This is a genomic window from Nonomuraea longispora (assembly GCF_004348345.1).
In the GTDB taxonomy this organism is placed as follows: Bacteria; Actinomycetota; Actinomycetes; order Streptosporangiales; family Streptosporangiaceae; genus Nonomuraea; species Nonomuraea longispora.
The window spans coordinates 16,672-34,130 of the sequence record NZ_SMJZ01000037.1 but is presented as its reverse complement, the minus strand read 5'-3'; the positions used below and the strand labels follow the sequence as shown (position 1 = coordinate 34,130).

The window sequence follows — 17,459 nt, the reverse complement described above, 5'->3', positions numbered from 1 at the left end:
TGCGGCACATGCGGCAGTTGGACAGGCAGCGAGTGCCTTGAGCAGGGCAGATCTCGACCTGGTGGCGAACGCCGCAGCCACGGCACCGGTACGCGCTACGCGAGCGCCTGCCGCAGTCGGCGCACTGGAAGCGAGCCATCACGCGGCCACCTCCCGCAGCGCGCGTAGCTCGTCGCTGGTCAGGCCCGCCCAGATGCCGGCCTCGGGCGACACGGCCAGGGCGTAGACCAGGCACGCGGAGCGGGCCGGGCATGCACCGCACACCGCCTTGGCCTTCGCCTCGCGTGCCTCTCGCTCGTCGTCCGGCTCGGGCTCGAAGGCGTCGGGGCCGGTGAAGAGCTGGGCGTTGTCGCTCTCGCAGGCCGGGCCCGCGTTGAGTACGTCATCGCGGAGGTCGTACAGGAACTCGTTCATCGGCGCACCGCCGACAGGGTGACGAGCGCCTCGGCGACGGCGAGCTGGTGGCAGCTCGGGCAGATGGGCGGGGTGGGAGCCTCCTCCTCCGGGGCGATCTCCTCGGCTCCACCGCAGACGAGGCAGAGCCATTGGACGGACGTCCAGGTCACCAGGCGCGTGGGCAGGTCGAGGTCGTAGCTGGGCTGTGTGTTGCCGGACCCGTGGGTCATGATGGAAGAACCCTTCTAGGGATGGGGATGCCGGGGCGCGGATCAGGTTTGGCGACATGGGCCGCGCCCCGGCTTGTTCTGTCTGGTGAGTCAGCCGAGACCGTCGCTGAACGTGGTCAGGGCTTGGGCGATCGTCTGGATGCCGTCCACAGCGGCGTTCACCGCCACCGCGGCCTTGTGCGGCTGAGTGACCACGAAGAAGGCCGCGAGGATCATCAGCACCGTGGGCAGGAAGCGTCGGGGTCGGAGAGCAGGCATTGGTGGTGATCCCTTCTGGTCGTCATCGAGCCTGTCTCTCCTGGTGGGCCGGGTTCTCTCGCGAGAACCTGTCCTGTACAGGTATAGAACAGGCTTGGCTGCTCCGTCAAGCTCCTTTCGGGAGCCGCCGTGGTTCGTGGCACTAGAAAACCGCGCAGCTCAGGGGGTATGGCAGCGTTCAAAAGACGGTGCAATTGAGCGGTTGGGGGTGCACGACGGCCAGGAGGGGGTGCAAACTGTGGGCGACATCTTGATCACTGAGGGTTGCCGACCCCTTGCGCGCCGGGAGTGCCATGAAGCTCCGAGAGCCGAATCACCAGCTCGCAGCGGTCATGACGCGAGCCGCGTGTTCCAACAAGGCCCTCGCCCGGCGAGTGCAGGATGTGGCGAGCAGCCATGGCGCGGACGTTCGCTGTGATCACGTGTCGGTGAAACGCTGGCTCGACGGAATGCACCCCCGCGGAATGACTCCGCACTTCATCGCCGAGGCCCTAAGCCGCAAGCTGGGTGAACGGGTGAGCGTGCGGGACATCGGCATGTTGTACGCCGAGGCGACGCCGTTCGGGCCCAGCTCTCGCAAGCAGCGGCAGGCCGACTGCCTGGCCGGCGGCGTGACGGCCCTCGTGTCAGGCGACCTTTCGGCGAACCCTCAGATGGTCGAGAGCGATGTCTCCACGGACTCCTGGAACGACTCCATGGTCACGTGGCTGGTGAACCCCGTACCGATCCCGAGACTCGCGACCGAGGAACGACCGGTCACCGCCTCCAACGTCGACGCCATCCGCGAGACGACGGCCATGTTCGCGAAACTCGACTACCGGTTCGGCGGCGGCCACGCCCGATCCACCGTCGTGCAGTACATCGCCATGGAGGTCGAACCGCTCCTCAAGCACGTCCGCCCGGACACGGCACTCGGCAAGCGGTTCCTCTCCGAGACGGCGGCCATGCTGCGGCTCGCGGCCTGGATGGCGTACGACACCGGCCTGCACGGTCTCGCCCAGCGGTACATGACGAAGGCGCTGCGCCTGGCGCGCGAGGCAGACAACCGGATGCTCGGCGGACGCATCCTGGCCGGCATGAGCCACCAGGCCAACTACCTGGGGCACTACGGCATGGCGGTCAACCTCGCCCGAGCCGCGACGATGGGCGCTCAGGGCGCGGCCACGCCTACGGCGATGGCGCTGTTCAGCGCCATGGAGGCGCGGGCGTTGGCCTCCCAAGGCGACGAGGCCGCGTGCAGCAGGGCATTGGGCGAGGCCGAGCGCTGGTTCGAGCGGCGAACTCCCGAGGACGATCCGGTGTGGCTGCGGTACTTCGACGAAGCCGAGCTGGCGGCCGAGTTCGCGCACTGCTTCCGCGACCTCGGCCATCATCACCGGGCTGCGAACAGGGTTCTGGAGAGCGTAGAGCTCTCCGAGAGCCTGTATGTCCGGAGCCTGTCCTTCGTCCGGACCATCCTGGCCACGAGCCACGTGGCCGGCGGCGAGCTGGAGCACGGGCTCGCCGTGGCGCGCGAGGTCGTGACGACCGTGGCCGACCTGCGATCGGCCAGGACGCGGCGTTACGTACGAGACTTCGTCAAGCAGCTCACGCGCTTCGGGAACGATCCAAGAGTGCGCGAGTTTCAGACGTTCACGGAGACGCGGCTCGCCCGCGCACGGTCGGAGGCTCGGTAACCGATCAGAACGGCTGCCAGACGCGCGGCAGGACATCGTGCCGCAGCGATGCCACGCGCCGGTCAAACTCGGCGCGGACCTCGGGGCCGTGGTCGACGTTCTGCATGAGCCAGGTGGTCATGGTGACCTCCCGGATGCGGCGGATGGTGTGGAAGCCGGGCCACGCTGCGATGTCGAAGCCGTAGGCGTCCACCGCCTGTGCGTACTCCTCCGGCACCATCCACCCGAAGCCGCGGAACGGGAGGCCGAAGCCTGTGCAGAGATCCCACTCGCGTGGTCCCCAGGCGAACGACTCGAAGTCGAGCATGATCACCTTGCCGTCCGGGCGGCGCAGGAGGTTGTTCTTGTGCCCGTCGCCGTGGATGTGGCCGGCGGGCAGGGCGAAGTCGAGCGTGCTGTACTCGGCGTACAGGTCCTTGATCCGCTGCCGCAGGAACGCGATGTCCTCCTCCGCGATGGTCGTGGCACTGTCGAGACGACCCTCCACGCGGGCCAGCGGGTCGAACAGCGGCAGCAGCAGATCCATCGGCTTGACCACGTCGTGCAGCTTCCTGAGCATCGCCGCCGCGTCGATGAAGCCCGGCGCCGGCCCCTCGCTGGCCTCGTACCGCCAGAACGTCACCACCCGCCCGTCGTACACCGTCGCCTGCGGACAGTCGGGGAACAGCCGCACGCTCGGGAAGCCGGCCTCCGCCAGCCACCTGGCGACCCCCACCTCCTTCTGCACATCGGGCAGGAGATCCGCGCTCCGGGCGATCCTCACCACCACCGGAGCCGAGGCGAGCCGGTACAGGGCGTTCTCCCCGATCCTGATCGGCAGCGCCCCGCGGCTGTCCAACCCGGCGTGCTCGCAGGCCGCGACGAACGCTCTTTGCGCGTCCTGCTGGGAGAAGCTCTGCGCGGTGGGGGACTTGGACATGGGTCAGCCTTTCCTGCTCGTGTTGCTCGGCGGCGAACTGGTGGCCACGAAACGGCCCTTGCTGGGGATGACGACGATCAGGCCCTCCTGCTGAAGCACTTCCAGGGCCTTGCGTACCGTGATGCGCGCCGTACCGAACCTTTCGGCGAGGACAGGTTCACCAGGCAGCCGCACATCCGGGGGGAACTCGCCGGCCTTGATGGCGGCGCGGAGCTGGCCGGCCACCTCCTCGTAGCGGGTGGCCGGCTTCAGGCCTTCTGCGGCATGCCCCTGCACTCTCCGGCCACGGCCTACCTGGCTGACGACCAGGCCCTCGCGTTCCAGCTCTGCGAGCGCCTGCCGTACGGTGCCGCGAGCGACGCCGTACGTCTGCATGAGGGCCGTCTCGGACGGGATCATCCCGCCTGGTGGATACTCGCCGGCGGCGATGCGCTGGCGGAGGTCGTCCGCCAGGGTGGCGTAGGCGGGCTGATCTTTGCCGTGAGTCATGAGGCTCCCTTGCCGAGCAACAACGAACTCAAGGCTAGAGAGATGAGCGCTCGTGAGCGGCAATGCGCGCTCATTCGACGTACGGCGGACTCTGGCTCTCGGTCCACCGCCGGTTCGGACTCGGTGGCGGTAAGGCCGCCGCTCATGCGCGTCGCGGAACTGCCCGCTCCGCCCGCGACGCGATGCCATCAGCGTGCCTGGCCATTGATCAGCAGAAGCCAGAGCTTCTCGGCCCTGCCTCGCTGCCAAGGCCCGGCGTAGGCGACGGCCTTGGGAGCGCTGCGTCGTATGCGCCGGAACCCGTACATGCCGCCGACGCCGAGGAACTCGTACGAGGTTTCGAGGCAGGCGCAGGTGTGGAAGAGGACCCGGCGGCGCTCCGCCGTGCACGTCGAGCGGGTCTCGTCCTGCCAGGAGAGGACCATCTCCGGAGGGCCGGCCGTGTTCTGAGGGTGCGTGGTGAACCCCGGACATGGCCACTCCTCACCTTCCGGACTTGTCGGTTGTGCCATTAACCTGACCTCCCGCCTCGCGGTGTGGCAACGTTCCTGCACGTAAATGCTTATGAGCATATGCCTACCAGAGCACATAGGGAAGTGAGGTTGTGATGATGACCTGTTGTGATCGACTTCGGTTCCGATCGTCCGGTGCACCGCCAGCTCGCCGACATCATCCGCGCAGACATCGCAGCGGGCCGGCTGAAGCCTGGCCAGGCGCTCCCCTCAGAGACTCGGCTGATGCAGGAGTACGAGCTGGGGCGGGTGGCTGTGCGGCAGGCACTCGGGGTGCTGCGGAGCGAGGGACTGGTCGTCACCGTGAAGCGTGAAGGCTCCTACGTCCGGCCGCAGGTGCCCGTCGAGCGGGTGGCCGTAGAACATGCCGCTGAGGTGACGGCTCGCATGCCGTCACCCGAGGAGCGTAGAGAGCTGGATATCCCCGAGGGCGTCCCGGTGTTCGTCATCAAGCCGCCGCGAGGACGCGTCCGGCTTCTGCCTGCTGATCGCACCATTCTCGTTTGGGATACCACCCCTTAGCGGGGTGCTCCCCACGTGCGCGGAAGCACCGGTCCAGTCCGGGACTGCCGGCTCCCGGAGGGGGACCATCCCCGCGTGCGCGGGGAGCACAAGCTGCGACGGATGTGCTGGCCGACCAGCCCGGGACCATCCCCGCGCGCGCGGGGAGCACAGGCGGGAGTAGTCGTCGAGGACGTACTGTGCGGGACCATCCCCGCGCGCGCGGGGAGCACAGGCGGGAGTAGTCGTCGAGGACGTACTGTGCGGGACCATCCCCGCGCGCGCGGGGAGCACGACGCCGAGTCCAAGCGGGTCGGCGCGATGGCGGGACCATCCCCGCGCGCGCGGGGAGCACATCCCTCGGGCGAGCAACTCGTGGGGGGTGCTGGGAGCATCCCCGCGCGCGCGGGGAGCACATCGCCGCTTTGATCTGTTCCGCTTCGCGGGCGGGACCATCCCCGCGCGCGCGGGGAGCACACCACGTCCGGGTACGCGCGTCAGCCGGTTTCGGGACCATCCCCGCGCGCGCGGGGAGCACCAGCTCCAGAGCGGCACCCTTCGACCGCGGGAGGGACCATCCCCGCGCGCGCGGGGAGCACTCTTGGGTGCGCTCGTCGTGCTGATCGCCGTCGGGACCATCCCCGCGCGCGCGGGGAGCACCGGGCGTGCCAGGGGTGGCCGCCGGAGGAGCAGGGACCATCCCCGCGCGCGCGGGGAGCACCTCGGCTACGACCAGAACTTCGTCTTGCCGCCGGGACCATCCCCGCGCGCGCGGGGAGCACACAGGACCTCGGAGACACCCTTAATCTCCTGGAGGACCATCCCCGCGCGCGCGGGGAGCACGGCGCGATCCACGGGCCCCGTCCCGAAGCGCAGGGACCATCCCCGCGCGCGCGGGGAGCACCTGGCCAAGAGCCTGGAGATCCAGAAGGAGCGGGGACCATCCCCGCGCGCGCGGGGAGCACGGGACAATGGAAATACGTACAAGTGACTCCGTGGGACCATCCCCGCGCGCGCGGGGAGCACTCGTACCCGGCGCTACCGAGGGCCTCCAGCTCGGGACCATCCCCGCGCGCGCGGGGAGCACTCTCACTGACCTGCGGAGTTATCCGGCTCCAGGGCCATTTTCGAGCACTTTCGCAGAATCGGACATTTTGCCCATGCCCCTCAGTGATCAAGCAATGAGCGATGACGAACTGCCGTTCGCATGGCGTGATCAACGCTGCCCATACCGACGGCGCTTAGCCACCTTGCTCCAGTTGCGAGGCGGTTCGGACGTGGGCTGCTTCTGCTGTTCCTTCGGCCTTCGAAGCAAGACGAGTCCTTCGTGGTCGATGGGATGCCACTTGTGGTCATGAGTCGCGAAGGCGAAGCCCTGCTCGTTGTCCGTGGTGTACGCAAGGAGCGCGCGACCAGTGTCAGCGTACTGCTGAACCTGTAGCCAGAGCTGCTCCCGGATCCGTGCTGATGGCCCTCCGATGAACACGCCGGGCGAGATCTCCATGAGCCAGCGGGTCAGGAACCCCCGCAGGCCAGCGGGGCAACGAGTGAGCACGATGACGGTCACCAGGGCACCTCATCGGCGTAGTTACGGCCTGACTCCAGTTCGACGCCGTGATCACTCTGCAGGAGCACCTGATCAAAGTCCTCATCAGAGGCACTCGACCCTGCAGCGGCGTCGGACAGGAGTAGATGCTTGATGTCATCCACGCATCGTCTGAGCAGGCCGACCTTGTTGATCCTGTCGCGAATAGCGCGCCGAGTGCGTGATCCAACATCCTCCGGCCCGTGCGCCACCTCCTCGAAGGCGACCGGGATGGCGATGTCGGTCTTGTAGAGATCGGCGATGTCGAGGACGAAGGCGAGTTCATGACCGGCATGGATGAAGCCCAAGCCCGGAGAGCAGCCGAGTGCGGCGACCGTGGTTTGAGCCACGCCGTACATGCATTGAGCCGCAGCCGTGACCGCCTGATTCAGCGGATCGCTGGCGCTGAAGTCGCCCGGAACGTAGACCCTGCCGTGCCACTGAAGACCGACGCGTTCGGCTTCTTGACGGTAGCGCTCCTTGACCCTGCGGCCCTCTCTGCCGAGCAGTTCGTGCCGGGTGAAGGCTGACGGGTCCTCGCCGGGGAATCGCATGCGGTACATCTCCCGAGCCACCGCCAGCCGGGTGCGCCTGTTGGCCCACAGGGTCGCCTGTGCCTCGACCAGTGATGATGACCGGTTGAGCGATCTTCCGCCGGAGTAGAAACGCACGCCTTGCTCTCCCACCCACACCACGCCGGCCCCGCAGTCACCGAGCAGGCTCATGGCCTGGTGGGTGACGCGGGTGCCGGGGCCCAGCAACAGGGTGCCGATCGTGGCGGCGGGGATGTGCGTGACGCCGTTGGCGTCCTCGGCGGTGATGGCGTTGTCCTCCCGGTGAAGGATGCAGCGCTCCAGGTAGATGAAGGAGATGCGGTCCCCCATGCGGGTGAGCTCGCGTGGTGAGGACTGGCCGCGCTGGCCGACGGTGGCCATCGTTCACACCTTCGCGAGGGTCATCAGGCCGCAGCCGTACGCCTTGGCTCTGCCTAGGCCTGCCGTGAGGGTGTGACGCAGTGCGTCCGGGTCGGTCACCTGGAGCCGGCCATCGAAGGTGACGGTGACGAGGGTGACGGGCTTTCGCTGGCCGTGCTTGGAGAAGTCGAGTTGCCGACGGTCGTTCACGGCGAGTTCGTACTGATCCAACTCGGTATGCAAGCGCTGCTCAGGCGCCTTCTCCAGAATGGCGAACCCGGCCTTTTCCTGCCGTTGCAAGAGCCATTCCAACTGGTGGCGGCGGCCGACATGTGCGGTGACCTTGGTCGGCTCGTCGGCCTTCCGGCGGATGCTGTGGACAGGGTTGGCGGTCAGGCGAAACGCCCAAACATCGCCCTTGGTCAGACGAGATAGCAAAGGCTCGTAATCGTAAGTCTGCCAGCGTCCGGTTTCAGGCCATCCCGCTTCTTCCACGAGATGAGTGAGATCCGGTTTGGCAGGGCTGACGATGTACAGGTACGTCTCGGCACGGCTGTTGGAGTCGATCCGCCACAGCACGCGAGAGCCGCCGTCGTCCTGCGGCGGAGGTTCGGCGAAGGCGAACATGACTGCTGCGTGCAGTCGCTGTGGAGACGACAGCAGGCGTCGGGCGCCGAGTCGAGCGGTGTTGAAGCGGAACCGGGTCAGGAACATCAGGCGCTCCCGAGAGCGGCGATGGGGTCATGGATTAGGCGGGCGGCGGGGTTGATGACTTTGGCTCTTCGTGGCCGGTGAACGCCACGCAGCCGGTATTGGCGGTGCACCGGATCGAAGCTGACCGGTTGGTCACGCAAGGCGTCCGCGGGGCCGTCCTCAACCGTGGCCTCCAGTAGAAGCTCCAGCTCCATTTCGCGTTCGTCGCGGTGCCGTCGTTGGTACCAGCGGGCGGCCCGCCACGGCTCTTGGCGCAGGGCCGCTTCCAAGCTGAGTTCCTCGTGAACGCTGAGGTCGACGGGGCGAGACGGCGGGCATGAGCGTCGCCCCAGGTAAGGCAGAAAGACCGGCGCACGCAACGCCTGCCGGAGCACATCGATGAGCCCGGCATCCCCTTCGACGCCGGCCACGAACACGGCGTCCGCCAGATATAACCGTTCCGATACCGGAGCCGCCTCGCCAGACACGAAGTGGTGGGAAGTCTGGAAGTCACGCAGGATGACGCCCGGCTGATCCACCCGGACGCCGAAGCGCAGGGCTGCCAGATCGCTCAGGTCCTGCGTGCGTTCTCGGCCCAGGGCGGCCGCCAGCAGCCCGATCACCGCGCTCTTGGTCGGTGCCGCTTCCGTTGTCCGGCGGGCGAAGCGTGAGGTCGCTCCCCACGCCTGGAGTGGGCCGGCGAGCTGCAGCAGCAGGACGCTCATGCCTGGTCCTGCCTCCGTGCGACTTCCGCGCCCACGGCGGCGATCAGCTCGGGCATAGGGAGAGCGTCACTCAGCCGAGTCATGGCTTCCGTGTTCTTGCCCACGCGCAGTATCCAGGTTGGATCGTCATCGCCAATGCCGTAGCTGGTCTCGATATCGGCGAGGTAGGACACGAGCGCTTCGGCGGCCTGCCGCATGTGACCGCCGGTTTCCGGGTCGGCCTGGCAGGGTTCCTCGAACGCGGCAACGAGGTTGATAGGCCGCGCCTCGCGCAGCTTGATCACGACGGCGTCGGGCAGGGTGTGATTGCCGAAAGTGTTGATCTTCCCGGTCGGCAGGGACGTCAGGAAGCACTGCACGAACGCCTCCACCGCCTGGCGAACCGGCTCGGTGATCGGCTCGTCATCGCGCAGCCCCTTTCCAAGGTTGCGGCGTAGCAGGTCGACGTCCACCGCGGCGTAGCGGTAGAGGGTGGCGGAGTTGAACTCGACCGTGCCGATCATGCCGGCACCCTTGTCGTCGTCCTCGCGCTCCTTGAAGTCGTCGACCGCCGTGTAGTAGTCGGACTCGTTATCCACCCAGTGCACGCTGATGGCATGTGCCACCTGAGCTGCGGCGTCTACGTTGATATCGGCAGCGTCCGCGACCATGCGACCGAACAGCGCGATGTCGACGGAATGGCGGGTGTTGGCGATCTGCTTGGCCTGGTCTTTGACGGCCTTGTCTTTGAAGTAGGCCTTGCTGTCTGAGCCGTGGCCCTTCACCGCCAGTTCGGCCAGGCCGTCGAGCTGGTGGGCGCTGAGGAACATGAGGTACTTCGATTCCGGAGCAGCGCCCCCTCCCTCACCGCGGTCGGCCTGCTCCTTCCGCTTCGGTACCTCGACCTTCGAACCGGTGGCGGCCTGGATGGTCTCGGCTGCGATCGTCCACGCGTCGGCTTGCGCGATGGAGCCGTCGAGCTTGCGGATGCGCTCGGTGAGGAGTTCGGCGACCCGCCTGGTGCGGACTCCGAGTGCGCTCGGATCAAGCAGGTCGTGGAACCCTTGCCGGGTTGCTCGCTTCCATGCCTGGCTGGAGACACGTGCGCGGCGCACCCCGCCGTACATCGCCGTTTTGGGCGTGCCGGTATCGTCCCGGTTCAGGCAGCTCGGCGGGACGGTCTGTAGCGCATGAACTTCGAGGATGGTCCGGATCATCTGGTGTCCTTGTCGGAGGAAGCCGCAGCATCGGCGTCGGTGCGCGAGCCGGCGGGACGGTAGGAGTGGAAACTGCGACCCCAGCGCTGCCGCACCTGGCGGAGCCCATCGGGGTTTTGGGCCTGGTAGAGCTGCCGAGCCAGGATTCCGTAGTCGATCGGGATCGAGGCGTTGCGCAACAGGATGACGACATGGCGGAGGCGGTCGGCGAGGACCGCCGGCGTGGTGGCGGTGCCGAGGCGGACGAAGTGCTTACGAATCGGCTCATCCAGCGCACCGTTGGGCATGAGCTGTCGGACCGCCGCGCCGAGTTCCGCGCCTGACCGGTGCATCGGGATGGGCCTTGACTGCTGATGCAAGGCATACAGAGTGATAGCCGCGAACAACGCGATTTCGGCCCGACCTGCTTCCCGCTCTGAGAGGTGCTGGTCGCTGTAAAGCCGCTCGGTACCGGCCTTCCCCCACAGCTCCGGCACGTCCTCGGGAAGCTTGCCGGCCCCGCACCGTAGCTGCGCCAAAGTTGCCACGGCGATGCTGCGGTCTGCCAGGTAGCCGTTCTGCAGGTCGCTCACGTAGGCGGCGGCCACACTGCTGACGAAGTCAGCGACCGCAGGCTGTACGGCGGCCGTATCGGGCGGGGACGGGGTCATGAAGCGGCCTCCACGGGTTCGGGGACTTCGCCGGTGTCCGGCGGTAGCGGCTCGCGCTCCTTTGGCCGCGCGGCGGGGAGGGCGGCCCGCAAGCGAGCGCGGAAGATCAAGTCGGCGGCTGAAGCATTCAGCCAGAGACTTTGGCCCTTCTTCGTCTCGATCACCCGCCCCTCCCAGGCGGGGTCTCCAGCCGTGCGCAGCAGCTCGTTCCCCAGTCGGCTGACCATTAGGTACACCTGCTGTTGCCATGCCGTCCGGCGCTGCAGAGCATCGTCATCCGGTTTGATGGCGGCCAGCCACGTACGGAACGCTCCATCCAGGGCGGCGAACCCCTCATGGCGCGCAGCCTCCTTACGTGGCTCGGCCTCGTCTCCGCCGGCGCGGGCGAGGTCGGACGCGAAGTCGCCAAGGATGCTGACGGCTGCTTCCGCATCGCTGACCGCATCGATCGCCATCTGGCCGAGCCGATGGTCGTGTGCGTGGAGCAGCACCACCGGCATGGTCACGGCGTCGTCAGTGATCTCATCGATAACGGATTGCTGGGTGCCATAGTGTGCGCCGATCAGGCGTGCCCGGATGAGAAATGCCGGTGGCAGGTCGCTTTCGACCGTCAGACGGGCGACCCAGTCGAGAATCCGAGGACGAACGATGGCCGCGGCCTCGCCCCGCTGCTCAGCGCCGGCCACCCGGCCTGCGACCAGGGCACCTAAGCCGCGCCAGGCGCTGCGGCTGACGTCGTGCTCCCGGGGGAGATAGACCTGGGCGAGTCCGAGCTTCTTCTCCTGGACAGGACTACGCCGCCAGGCCGTCATCGGCTCGTGTTGATGCCTGTTACGCGGGGCAAGCGGGTCGCCGTAGGTAAGGATCACTCCGGTGACCTTCTGGTCATCGTGGAAGAGCCGTACTCGACGTGATTGCCAGGTGTAGAGGTCTCGGATACCAGCGGGCCGACGGCTCAGCTCCAGTTGGTCGGTCTCCCCTGGCCCATCCGGTGGGCGCCGCCAAGCGGGCCGGTCCTGGTCTGGCTTGATGCGAAGGTTGTCCGTGTCGAAGGCGACCAGATTGAGCAGTAGTGTCTCACTCAGGGTGTCGCCTTCTGCGAAGATACCGCCCAGGTTGCCCGCCCACGCCACACCCTGCGGGTAGGCTCGTCCGCCCTTCACCCGAGGGTCGCCGACGACACCGGTCTTGATCCCAGAAGTATCGAAGGCGTGCGCATGCACCAGCCAGCGAGCGGCTTCGGCGAAGGTCAGGTGCTTGACCCCACGGCCGCGCATGGTGAAGAACGGCAGACCGTTCGGCACGTCGGCGACGATCCGGTCCAGCGCGTTGACTTCGCCTTTCGCAGTCCGCAGCTCTGCCGTCTGGTAGAAGGGCTGGCTGCGGTGCAGCAGGTCGAATCGATCGCGATGCCGGTCCAGGTAGCTGACGATGTGGTCTGTAGGAAGTCCGCTGTCCCACAGCTCCTGCCAGTCGGCGATGTCCCCCGGCCCGTCAATGGCGTCGTGCAGGATCGCCAGGAGCAGCCGCAGGAGCGCGAACTCCTGGGTGGGCACATCGCCCACCAACCGGCGGAGATGCTGTGCCTGCGCGAACACCTCGCGCAGGGAAAGCTCGTCCTCACTGCCGTCACAGCGCTGGACCGGCAACCAGGATTGCTGCGTCAGATCGAACGATGCCGGGATAGGCTCACTCGGCACGAGTCACCTCCAAACCGTCGGTGGACGTGTAGCGCAGGTCGTAGCCTGCCAGTCGTGTACGACAGTTCTCGTCGAGCACGAGAATTAGCTCTCCTGCCAGCCAATAACTGTCCTTGCTCTGCCAAGCCGGGACGTAATTGCGTTCCAGCTCCTCGATGGCTCGGTCCAAAACTTGGGGGATGGAGAACTGGTACGGCAGGCGCAGGCCGCAGCCGGCCACGATCCGCCCGAGACGCGGCTGCGGCACCGCGTCCGTCGGCAGCTCCAACCCCCCGCGCTTCTCGGACAGGCCGGGCAGCGTCGTCCAAACGCCATCCGCGCGACCCTGTACCACCAGGACTTCCAACGTTTCGCGAGTGTCACGCACCTGTGCCCGGCCTCGACGGGTGTCGTCGGCGTCTCCCACCCCGGCATCGACCCAGCCGAGCAACGGCCGACCGGCTCGCCCGGCTTCCCTGATCTGGAAATACTGCGCGGCCTCCTCCTGCCGCGCCTCATGCAGCTCTTGCGCGGCGGCGGCCTTAGCCATCGCGTCCTGCCATTGCGATGGTCCGACCGTGCCATTGCCGTAGGCGTCTTGCACCATCGGGCTGATGTCCTCTGGCAGCCGCACGGTGTGCCCATGCGGGCCCGTACCGGAGAGGAACAGTTCAAGCACCGCAGCCGACCGCAGCAGCGCGTGATCACGGTAGATCAGCGTGGAGCCCCGTACCGGCTTCGGTGGGAGCGTGTCCCAGTCCGCGCCGGTCACTAGGCATCGGGCCGTCCGCAGCTTCTCCGGACGGTGGCTCTGGTCGTTACCGCGAACGTGCCTATGGAGGCGGCCGATCCGCTGCAGGAGCAGATCCACGGGGCATAGATCAGAAACCAATAGGTCGAAGTCGATGTCCAGCGATTGTTCCGCTACAGAACTGGCCACAACGATATGCCGTCCCGTGGGGCGGTGTTGCCGGCTTTTCTCTGGAGGGCCGAAACGCCGCAACAGGTCACTGTCCTTGTCAGCCCGGTCAATATCCACGAAACGGGCGTGCGCGACGCTGACGTTCTCGTTGCCGAACAACCCTCGTAAGAACGCTGCCGTTTCCAGTACGCGATCGACGGTGTTGCGGACGACGAGCACGCATCCTCCGCCGGCGAGTTCCTGGGTGAGCCGCTCCCCCAAGACCGTCAGGTCATCGCGCAATCTCTCCATGTGAACATGAATGGCTCGTCCTGACGCCGCGACCGGCTCCGGCGCAATCCTGCCGTCCGGCTCAACGGTCGTGATCAGCGGATACCCGAGAGCCTGCGCCACCGCAACCAAGTCAGTCTCGGCGCAGGCATCGCCCGCGTACGCTTCGGCCAGCTCGCGACGACGCGCGGCAGGCAGCGTCGCCGACAGCACCACGACCGGCACACGATAAGAGCCCAGCCATGACAACACCCGGTCCAGGTAGGAGTTCATGTAGGTGTCATAGGCATGCGCCTCGTCGATGACGACCACCTTCCCCGCCAGGGCCAGGTGACGCAACGCCAGGTGGCGGCTCTTCAACCCCATGAACAGGAGCTGATCGATCGTTCCAACCACGAACGACGACAGCATGCCCTTTTTACGCCCGCGCAGCCACTGATGCGCCACCAACTCAGCAGGCGCCGCGGACTGATCGGCAGCCGGCCGCCACTCGCCGCTACCGCCGTCCGTGTCGACACCGCGCACATCACGACTGCCGGCCCGCACCAGTGCCGCATAGTCATCGTTGAGCGCGGCCTTGGAGTGCGCCAGGAGAACCGACCGCCTGCCTGGCTGGGGCCGCAGGTCAGGGACACACTTCAGCCAGTCCAGCATTCGCGGGAACATGGCGTTGCCCGTGGCCATCGTCGGCAGCGCAACAAGGCAACCGCCGGCACCCGACCTGGCTGCGAAGATCTCCGCCACCGCCAGCGCCGCCTCGGTCTTGCCTTCCCCCATGGGTGCCTCGATCACCATCAAGCCGGGCGCTGACATGCTCCGTGCCGACTGCATGGCCCGCTCCTGAACCGGGCGGAGACGGCTCCCGGCCGGAAGACTGAACCTCGATGCGAACACCTCTGCTGGAGATCCGGTCGGCTCGGATGGTTGCCACAGCTCCGGCAGATCCAGGCCGCGCCAGGCCGATTCCGCACGATCCTCATCGTGGGAGTGCTCTGCATCCGGAAAGTACGGGAACAGGTCGGGATTGCTGGCGATCCAATCCGCCACGATGACCAGACCCGTCAGTAATGCCTGCGCAGGCTGGGAGAGGCGTACGTTCCGCCAGCCGGCTAGCTCATCGCCGACTTCGCACACGTCAGCGCAGCGATCCAGCAGTTCCCACTGCACCTTTCGCCAGAGGTCCTCACAGCCTGGCGTTCTTACGAGGTCGGGGTGGTCGACCAGTGTCTTGACGTCTGACGCCGTCGGCGGGACGCCGTGATGGCCGCCGACGATGATTCCCACCTGCAAGGTGTTAGGCCGGGACCAGCCATGGCGCTCAACCAGCCACTCCTGCATGAGAGCCTGTCCGGCCAGACCGTGCGGCCCTAGTTTTCGGTCCACGAATTGCTTGAGCGGCGGCATATCGAGCCCCACCGCACGCATCGCATCCGCGAGCGATTCCACCTGACATGCAAAGGCCGGGCTCGCCTTGCCAATGTCATGCGTCGTCGCCAACCACACCGCCAACCGACGCGCATCATCCAGGCCAGCCGGAAGACATTCCGCGATTGTCCGCTTCACTTGAAGGGGGAGCCATCGATCCCATAGAAAGCCGGCGACCATGCCGCTGTCCGCCATATGCCGCCATAGTGGTAACCACCCATCGGTGTCCCGATCATGCTTTGCCCAGACAGATCGCGCTTCTATGGACAAACCATCCGCAAAAGCCGGACGGGACTCGTCGTCGTGGAGCACAGGGGACATTAAAGTGCATCAGCGTGGCTCGAAACAGCTTTGCGCGAAACAACGCGAGACCGATCGCACCGGGCCCGAGTTGTCTAACAGTCCGCAGATATGCAGCATGGAACGACCAAACAGCAGCTTGATACACGAAATGACCGTTTCGTCCCATTCATTGGAAGTGCTCAATTTCGCGCCCCTACGCTGACAACGTCGCAGGTCAGCGAGAGTGCTCCCCGCGCACGCGGGGATGGTCCCTGCCCCCCGTCCTGGACGTGCAGGAGGGCCGGGTGCTCCCCGCGCACGCGGGGATGGTCCCCGCTCCTTCTGGATCTCCAGGCTCTTGGCCAGGTGCTCCCCGCGCACGCGGGGATGGTCCCACGTCGGGAGTGAGGATTTCGTGCGTCGCTTTGTGCTCCCCGCGCACGCGGGGATGGTCCCGGCGCGGCCATATTGGCGCTTCGTCCGTTTTGGTGCTCCCCGCGCACGCGGGGACGGTCCCGCAGAAAGGCCCCCACATGTCCGATGTTCAGGGTGCTCCCCGCGCACGCGGGGATGGTCCCGGAAGGGCGTTCATCTGGTCGGTCACCTCGAAGTGCTCCCCGCGCACGCGGGGATGGTCCCAGCGTTCTGGCTGTGCTGACGGCGCTGGGCGTGTGCTCCCCGCGCACGCGGGGATGGTCCCTCCTCAGGGAGATCGACTTGCCTGTGCCCGCTGTGCTCCCCGCGCACGCGGGGATGGTCCCCGCCGGCACGCGCGGGAGATCATCGCGGCCTGGTGCTCCCCGCGCACGTGGGGATGGTCCCACCTGGATGCCGTCGAGGTGCTGATCCTCATCGTGCTCCCCGCGCACGCGGGGATGGTCCCTCGGGCAGGCCGTCAGCCTGCCGCTGCGGCTGGTGCTCCCCGCGCACGCGGGGATGGTCCCGACGTCGGATAGTCCGGCCGGGTGCCGGGCGCGTGCTCCCCGCGCACGCGGGGATGGTCCCCACGCCGCGCCGCACCGGCCGAGCCAGGCGTTGTGCTCCCCGCGCACGCGGGGATGGTCCCGACGCCGCCTCGCTGCGTCTGGACTACTCGGCGTGCTCCCCGCGCACGCGGGGATGGTCCCTGCCGTACCGCCGCAAGGATCTTCTCGGACTTGTGCTCCCCGCGCACGCGGGGATGGTCCCAGCTGGAACCGCATCGCGTTCGCGGTCGGCGAGTACTCCCCACGCACGCGAGGATGCTCCTGCGGCGGCGCTCCGCCTACCCCTCAACGCCCCCGTGCACGCGGGGACGAGTCTCTATATGACCGCGTCATCCTTGGCGACCTTCAGGGTGCTCCCGGTGCACGCATACATGATCCCGTCTTCCGACTTCTTCGCCTCTAGCAGCACCAGAGCAAGCAAGCGCAGGCCCGGCTGTCCATCCCGTGTGCCAAATGCGTGCGCAAGTTCCCTCCCGCAGCCCCGACGCATACCCATTGAGCTGGGAAAACTCCGTGCGAGCTCATCTGACTCCTAAAGCGGGTGCCGCAGGTTCGAATCCTGCCGGGGGCACGCATCTGACCAGGCCTTCTGCCCTCCGGCCTGCGGTTTTACGGCCGCAGGTCTTTTGCTTTGTGGACCTCGATAGGCAGCCGAGAGCGCCCGTATGCAGCCGTAGGACCATGATCCGGGGATATGGTCGGGATGATCTTGGCGGCGTTTTCCCAGGTCAACTCCCGTTTCTGGGCCATTCAGGTCTCCGGCAACCCACCACGATGCCCAAGCCCAGGACCAACACGGCCGTAGATCGTGCCATACACGTGCGCACACCCGAGCGTGACCACTTCAGCAGAGGCCGGACTCGGCCACCCCTCATAGGCCTTCGCCTTCCAGAAGGAACGCCCCCTTCATGGGTCCAATCCAGCGACACCGCTTCCAACGTGCCGCCGCAGCCTTGGCGACTGATCAACCGCCTGCCGATCAACATCGCCGCGCCCCACCGCGGCTTGGCGGTGGTGGCGCGCCTGCTGCGGCTCCGCTCAGCCGGAACCCCCCGTCGCCACCACTACCCAGGCACGATGCCGCCACGCACTGAGTACGGTGACCAGTTGGCCGCCCACCTGCCGTCGAGCTGCGGAGGCCAACACCGCGT

Annotated in this window: 16 protein-coding genes and 2 CRISPR repeat arrays; of the genes, 2 read left to right on the top strand and 14 right to left on the bottom strand. The window is 67.0% G+C overall.

Annotated elements, in window-relative coordinates; translation table 11 throughout:
• Positions 1 to 138: 138 nt before the first annotated feature.
• From E1267_RS44275 to E1267_RS44265, 3 genes are all read right to left on the bottom strand, one after another.
• Positions 139 to 414 (bottom strand): WhiB family transcriptional regulator, encoded by a 276-nt coding sequence (locus tag E1267_RS44275; protein ID WP_165959586.1) that lies wholly within the window; start codon positions 412 to 414, stop codon positions 139 to 141.
• Positions 411 to 626: a hypothetical protein gene (locus tag E1267_RS44270; RefSeq protein ID WP_165959585.1), complete on the bottom strand. Its 216-nt coding sequence runs from the start codon at positions 624 to 626 to the stop codon at positions 411 to 413. The genes E1267_RS44275 and E1267_RS44270 overlap by 4 nt, the downstream gene beginning before the upstream one ends.
• Positions 627 to 716: 90 nt before the next feature.
• A complete protein-coding gene (locus E1267_RS44265) occupies positions 717 to 884 on the bottom strand; it encodes a hypothetical protein (protein ID WP_165959584.1) in 168 nt (55 codons plus the stop codon).
• A 293-nt stretch (positions 885 to 1,177) separates the two neighbouring features.
• Between E1267_RS44265 and E1267_RS12655 the strand changes: the two genes are divergently transcribed.
• Positions 1,178 to 2,560, top strand: a complete 1,383-nt coding sequence (locus E1267_RS12655; protein ID WP_484213938.1) for an NsdA family TPR-like regulatory protein — start codon at positions 1,178 to 1,180, stop codon at positions 2,558 to 2,560.
• 4 nt (positions 2,561 to 2,564) lie between these two features.
• Here E1267_RS12655 and E1267_RS12650 read toward each other — a convergent pair whose 3' ends face one another.
• The 3 genes from E1267_RS12650 to E1267_RS12640 form a co-directional block, all read right to left on the bottom strand.
• Positions 2,565 to 3,479: a phosphotransferase enzyme family protein gene (locus E1267_RS12650; RefSeq protein WP_132332628.1), complete on the bottom strand. Its 915-nt coding sequence runs from the start codon at positions 3,477 to 3,479 to the stop codon at positions 2,565 to 2,567.
• A 3-nt stretch (positions 3,480 to 3,482) separates the two neighbouring features.
• Complete coding sequence (locus E1267_RS12645) at positions 3,483 to 3,968, bottom strand: GntR family transcriptional regulator (protein WP_165959583.1); 486 nt, start codon at positions 3,966 to 3,968, stop codon at positions 3,483 to 3,485.
• Positions 3,969 to 4,156: 188 nt separating this feature from the next.
• Entirely contained in the window at positions 4,157 to 4,393 is a 237-nt protein-coding gene (locus E1267_RS12640; protein ID WP_132332626.1) for a hypothetical protein, read from the bottom strand.
• 195 nt (positions 4,394 to 4,588) lie between these two features.
• On the opposite strand from E1267_RS12640, the gene E1267_RS12635 reads away from it, so the two are divergent.
• On the top strand, positions 4,589 to 5,002 hold the full coding sequence (locus E1267_RS12635) for a GntR family transcriptional regulator (protein ID WP_132332625.1): 414 nt from the start codon (positions 4,589 to 4,591) through the stop codon (positions 5,000 to 5,002).
• A 61-nt stretch (positions 5,003 to 5,063) separates the two neighbouring features.
• Positions 5,064 to 6,068: a CRISPR direct-repeat array (repeat unit 29 nt; unit sequence GGGACCATCCCCGCGCGCGCGGGGAGCAC).
• 129 nt (positions 6,069 to 6,197) lie between these two features.
• Here the strand turns inward: E1267_RS12635 and cas2e are convergent.
• The 8 genes from cas2e to cas3 are packed head-to-tail and all read right to left on the bottom strand — an operon-like array spanning position 6,198 to position 15,361.
• Entirely contained in the window at positions 6,198 to 6,548 is a 351-nt protein-coding gene (gene cas2e / locus E1267_RS12630; protein WP_132332624.1) for a type I-E CRISPR-associated endoribonuclease Cas2e, read from the bottom strand.
• The gene (cas1e, locus tag E1267_RS12625; protein WP_132332623.1) at positions 6,545 to 7,501 is read right to left on the bottom strand and encodes a type I-E CRISPR-associated endonuclease Cas1e; all 957 of its coding nucleotides are present in this window, start codon (positions 7,499 to 7,501) and stop codon (positions 6,545 to 6,547) included. The genes cas2e and cas1e overlap by 4 nt, the downstream gene beginning before the upstream one ends.
• Positions 7,502 to 7,504: 3 nt before the next feature.
• Positions 7,505 to 8,194, bottom strand: coding sequence for a type I-E CRISPR-associated protein Cas6/Cse3/CasE (cas6e, locus tag E1267_RS12620; RefSeq protein WP_132332622.1), 690 nt, complete (start codon positions 8,192 to 8,194; stop codon positions 7,505 to 7,507).
• Positions 8,194 to 8,898, bottom strand: coding sequence for a type I-E CRISPR-associated protein Cas5/CasD (cas5e, locus tag E1267_RS12615; protein ID WP_132332621.1), 705 nt, complete (start codon positions 8,896 to 8,898; stop codon positions 8,194 to 8,196). Before cas5e ends, cas6e begins: the two co-directional genes overlap by 1 nt.
• Positions 8,895 to 10,094 carry a type I-E CRISPR-associated protein Cas7/Cse4/CasC gene (gene cas7e, locus E1267_RS12610; protein ID WP_132332620.1) on the bottom strand — a complete coding sequence of 400 codons (1,200 nt, stop codon included), beginning with the start codon at positions 10,092 to 10,094 and terminating at the stop codon, positions 8,895 to 8,897. Before cas7e ends, cas5e begins: the two co-directional genes overlap by 4 nt.
• Entirely contained in the window at positions 10,091 to 10,744 is a 654-nt protein-coding gene (gene casB / locus E1267_RS12605; protein ID WP_132332619.1) for a type I-E CRISPR-associated protein Cse2/CasB, read from the bottom strand. Before casB ends, cas7e begins: the two co-directional genes overlap by 4 nt.
• The gene (gene casA, locus E1267_RS12600) at positions 10,741 to 12,444 is read right to left on the bottom strand and encodes a type I-E CRISPR-associated protein Cse1/CasA (protein WP_181957793.1); all 1,704 of its coding nucleotides are present in this window, start codon (positions 12,442 to 12,444) and stop codon (positions 10,741 to 10,743) included. Before casA ends, casB begins: the two co-directional genes overlap by 4 nt.
• Positions 12,434 to 15,361 carry a CRISPR-associated helicase Cas3' gene (gene cas3, locus E1267_RS12595; protein WP_132332618.1) on the bottom strand — a complete coding sequence of 976 codons (2,928 nt, stop codon included), beginning with the start codon at positions 15,359 to 15,361 and terminating at the stop codon, positions 12,434 to 12,436. Before cas3 ends, casA begins: the two co-directional genes overlap by 11 nt.
• A 205-nt stretch (positions 15,362 to 15,566) precedes the next feature.
• Positions 15,567 to 16,571: direct repeats of the CRISPR family, unit length 29 nt; unit sequence GTGCTCCCCGCGCACGCGGGGATGGTCCC.
• Between the last annotated feature and the right edge of the window lie 888 nt (positions 16,572 to 17,459).

Excerpts from the sequence above, each read along its gene's own strand:
- E1267_RS12645 (WP_165959583.1), bottom strand. The coding sequence starts at position 3,968 with ATGACTCACGGCAAAGATCAGCCCGCCTACGCCACCCTGGCGGACGAC.
- E1267_RS44275 (WP_165959586.1), bottom strand. The coding sequence starts at position 414 with ATGAACGAGTTCCTGTACGACCTCCGCGATGACGTACTCAACGCGGGC.
- cas6e (WP_132332622.1), bottom strand. The coding sequence starts at position 8,194 with ATGTTCCTGACCCGGTTCCGCTTCAACACCGCTCGACTCGGCGCCCGA.
- cas7e (WP_132332620.1), bottom strand. The coding sequence starts at position 10,094 with ATGATCCGGACCATCCTCGAAGTTCATGCGCTACAGACCGTCCCGCCG.
- E1267_RS44265 (WP_165959584.1), bottom strand. The coding sequence starts at position 884 with ATGCCTGCTCTCCGACCCCGACGCTTCCTGCCCACGGTGCTGATGATC.
- casB (WP_132332619.1), bottom strand. The coding sequence starts at position 10,744 with ATGACCCCGTCCCCGCCCGATACGGCCGCCGTACAGCCTGCGGTCGCT.
- cas1e (WP_132332623.1), bottom strand. The coding sequence starts at position 7,501 with ATGGCCACCGTCGGCCAGCGCGGCCAGTCCTCACCACGCGAGCTCACC.
- E1267_RS44270 (WP_165959585.1), bottom strand. The coding sequence starts at position 626 with ATGACCCACGGGTCCGGCAACACACAGCCCAGCTACGACCTCGACCTG.
- cas3 (WP_132332618.1), bottom strand. The coding sequence starts at position 15,361 with ATGTCCCCTGTGCTCCACGACGACGAGTCCCGTCCGGCTTTTGCGGAT.
- E1267_RS12640 (WP_132332626.1), bottom strand. The coding sequence starts at position 4,393 with ATGGTCCTCTCCTGGCAGGACGAGACCCGCTCGACGTGCACGGCGGAG.
- E1267_RS12650 (WP_132332628.1), bottom strand. The coding sequence starts at position 3,479 with ATGTCCAAGTCCCCCACCGCGCAGAGCTTCTCCCAGCAGGACGCGCAA.
- cas5e (WP_132332621.1), bottom strand. The coding sequence starts at position 8,898 with ATGAGCGTCCTGCTGCTGCAGCTCGCCGGCCCACTCCAGGCGTGGGGA.
- E1267_RS12655 (WP_484213938.1), top strand. The coding sequence starts at position 1,178 with ATGAAGCTCCGAGAGCCGAATCACCAGCTCGCAGCGGTCATGACGCGA.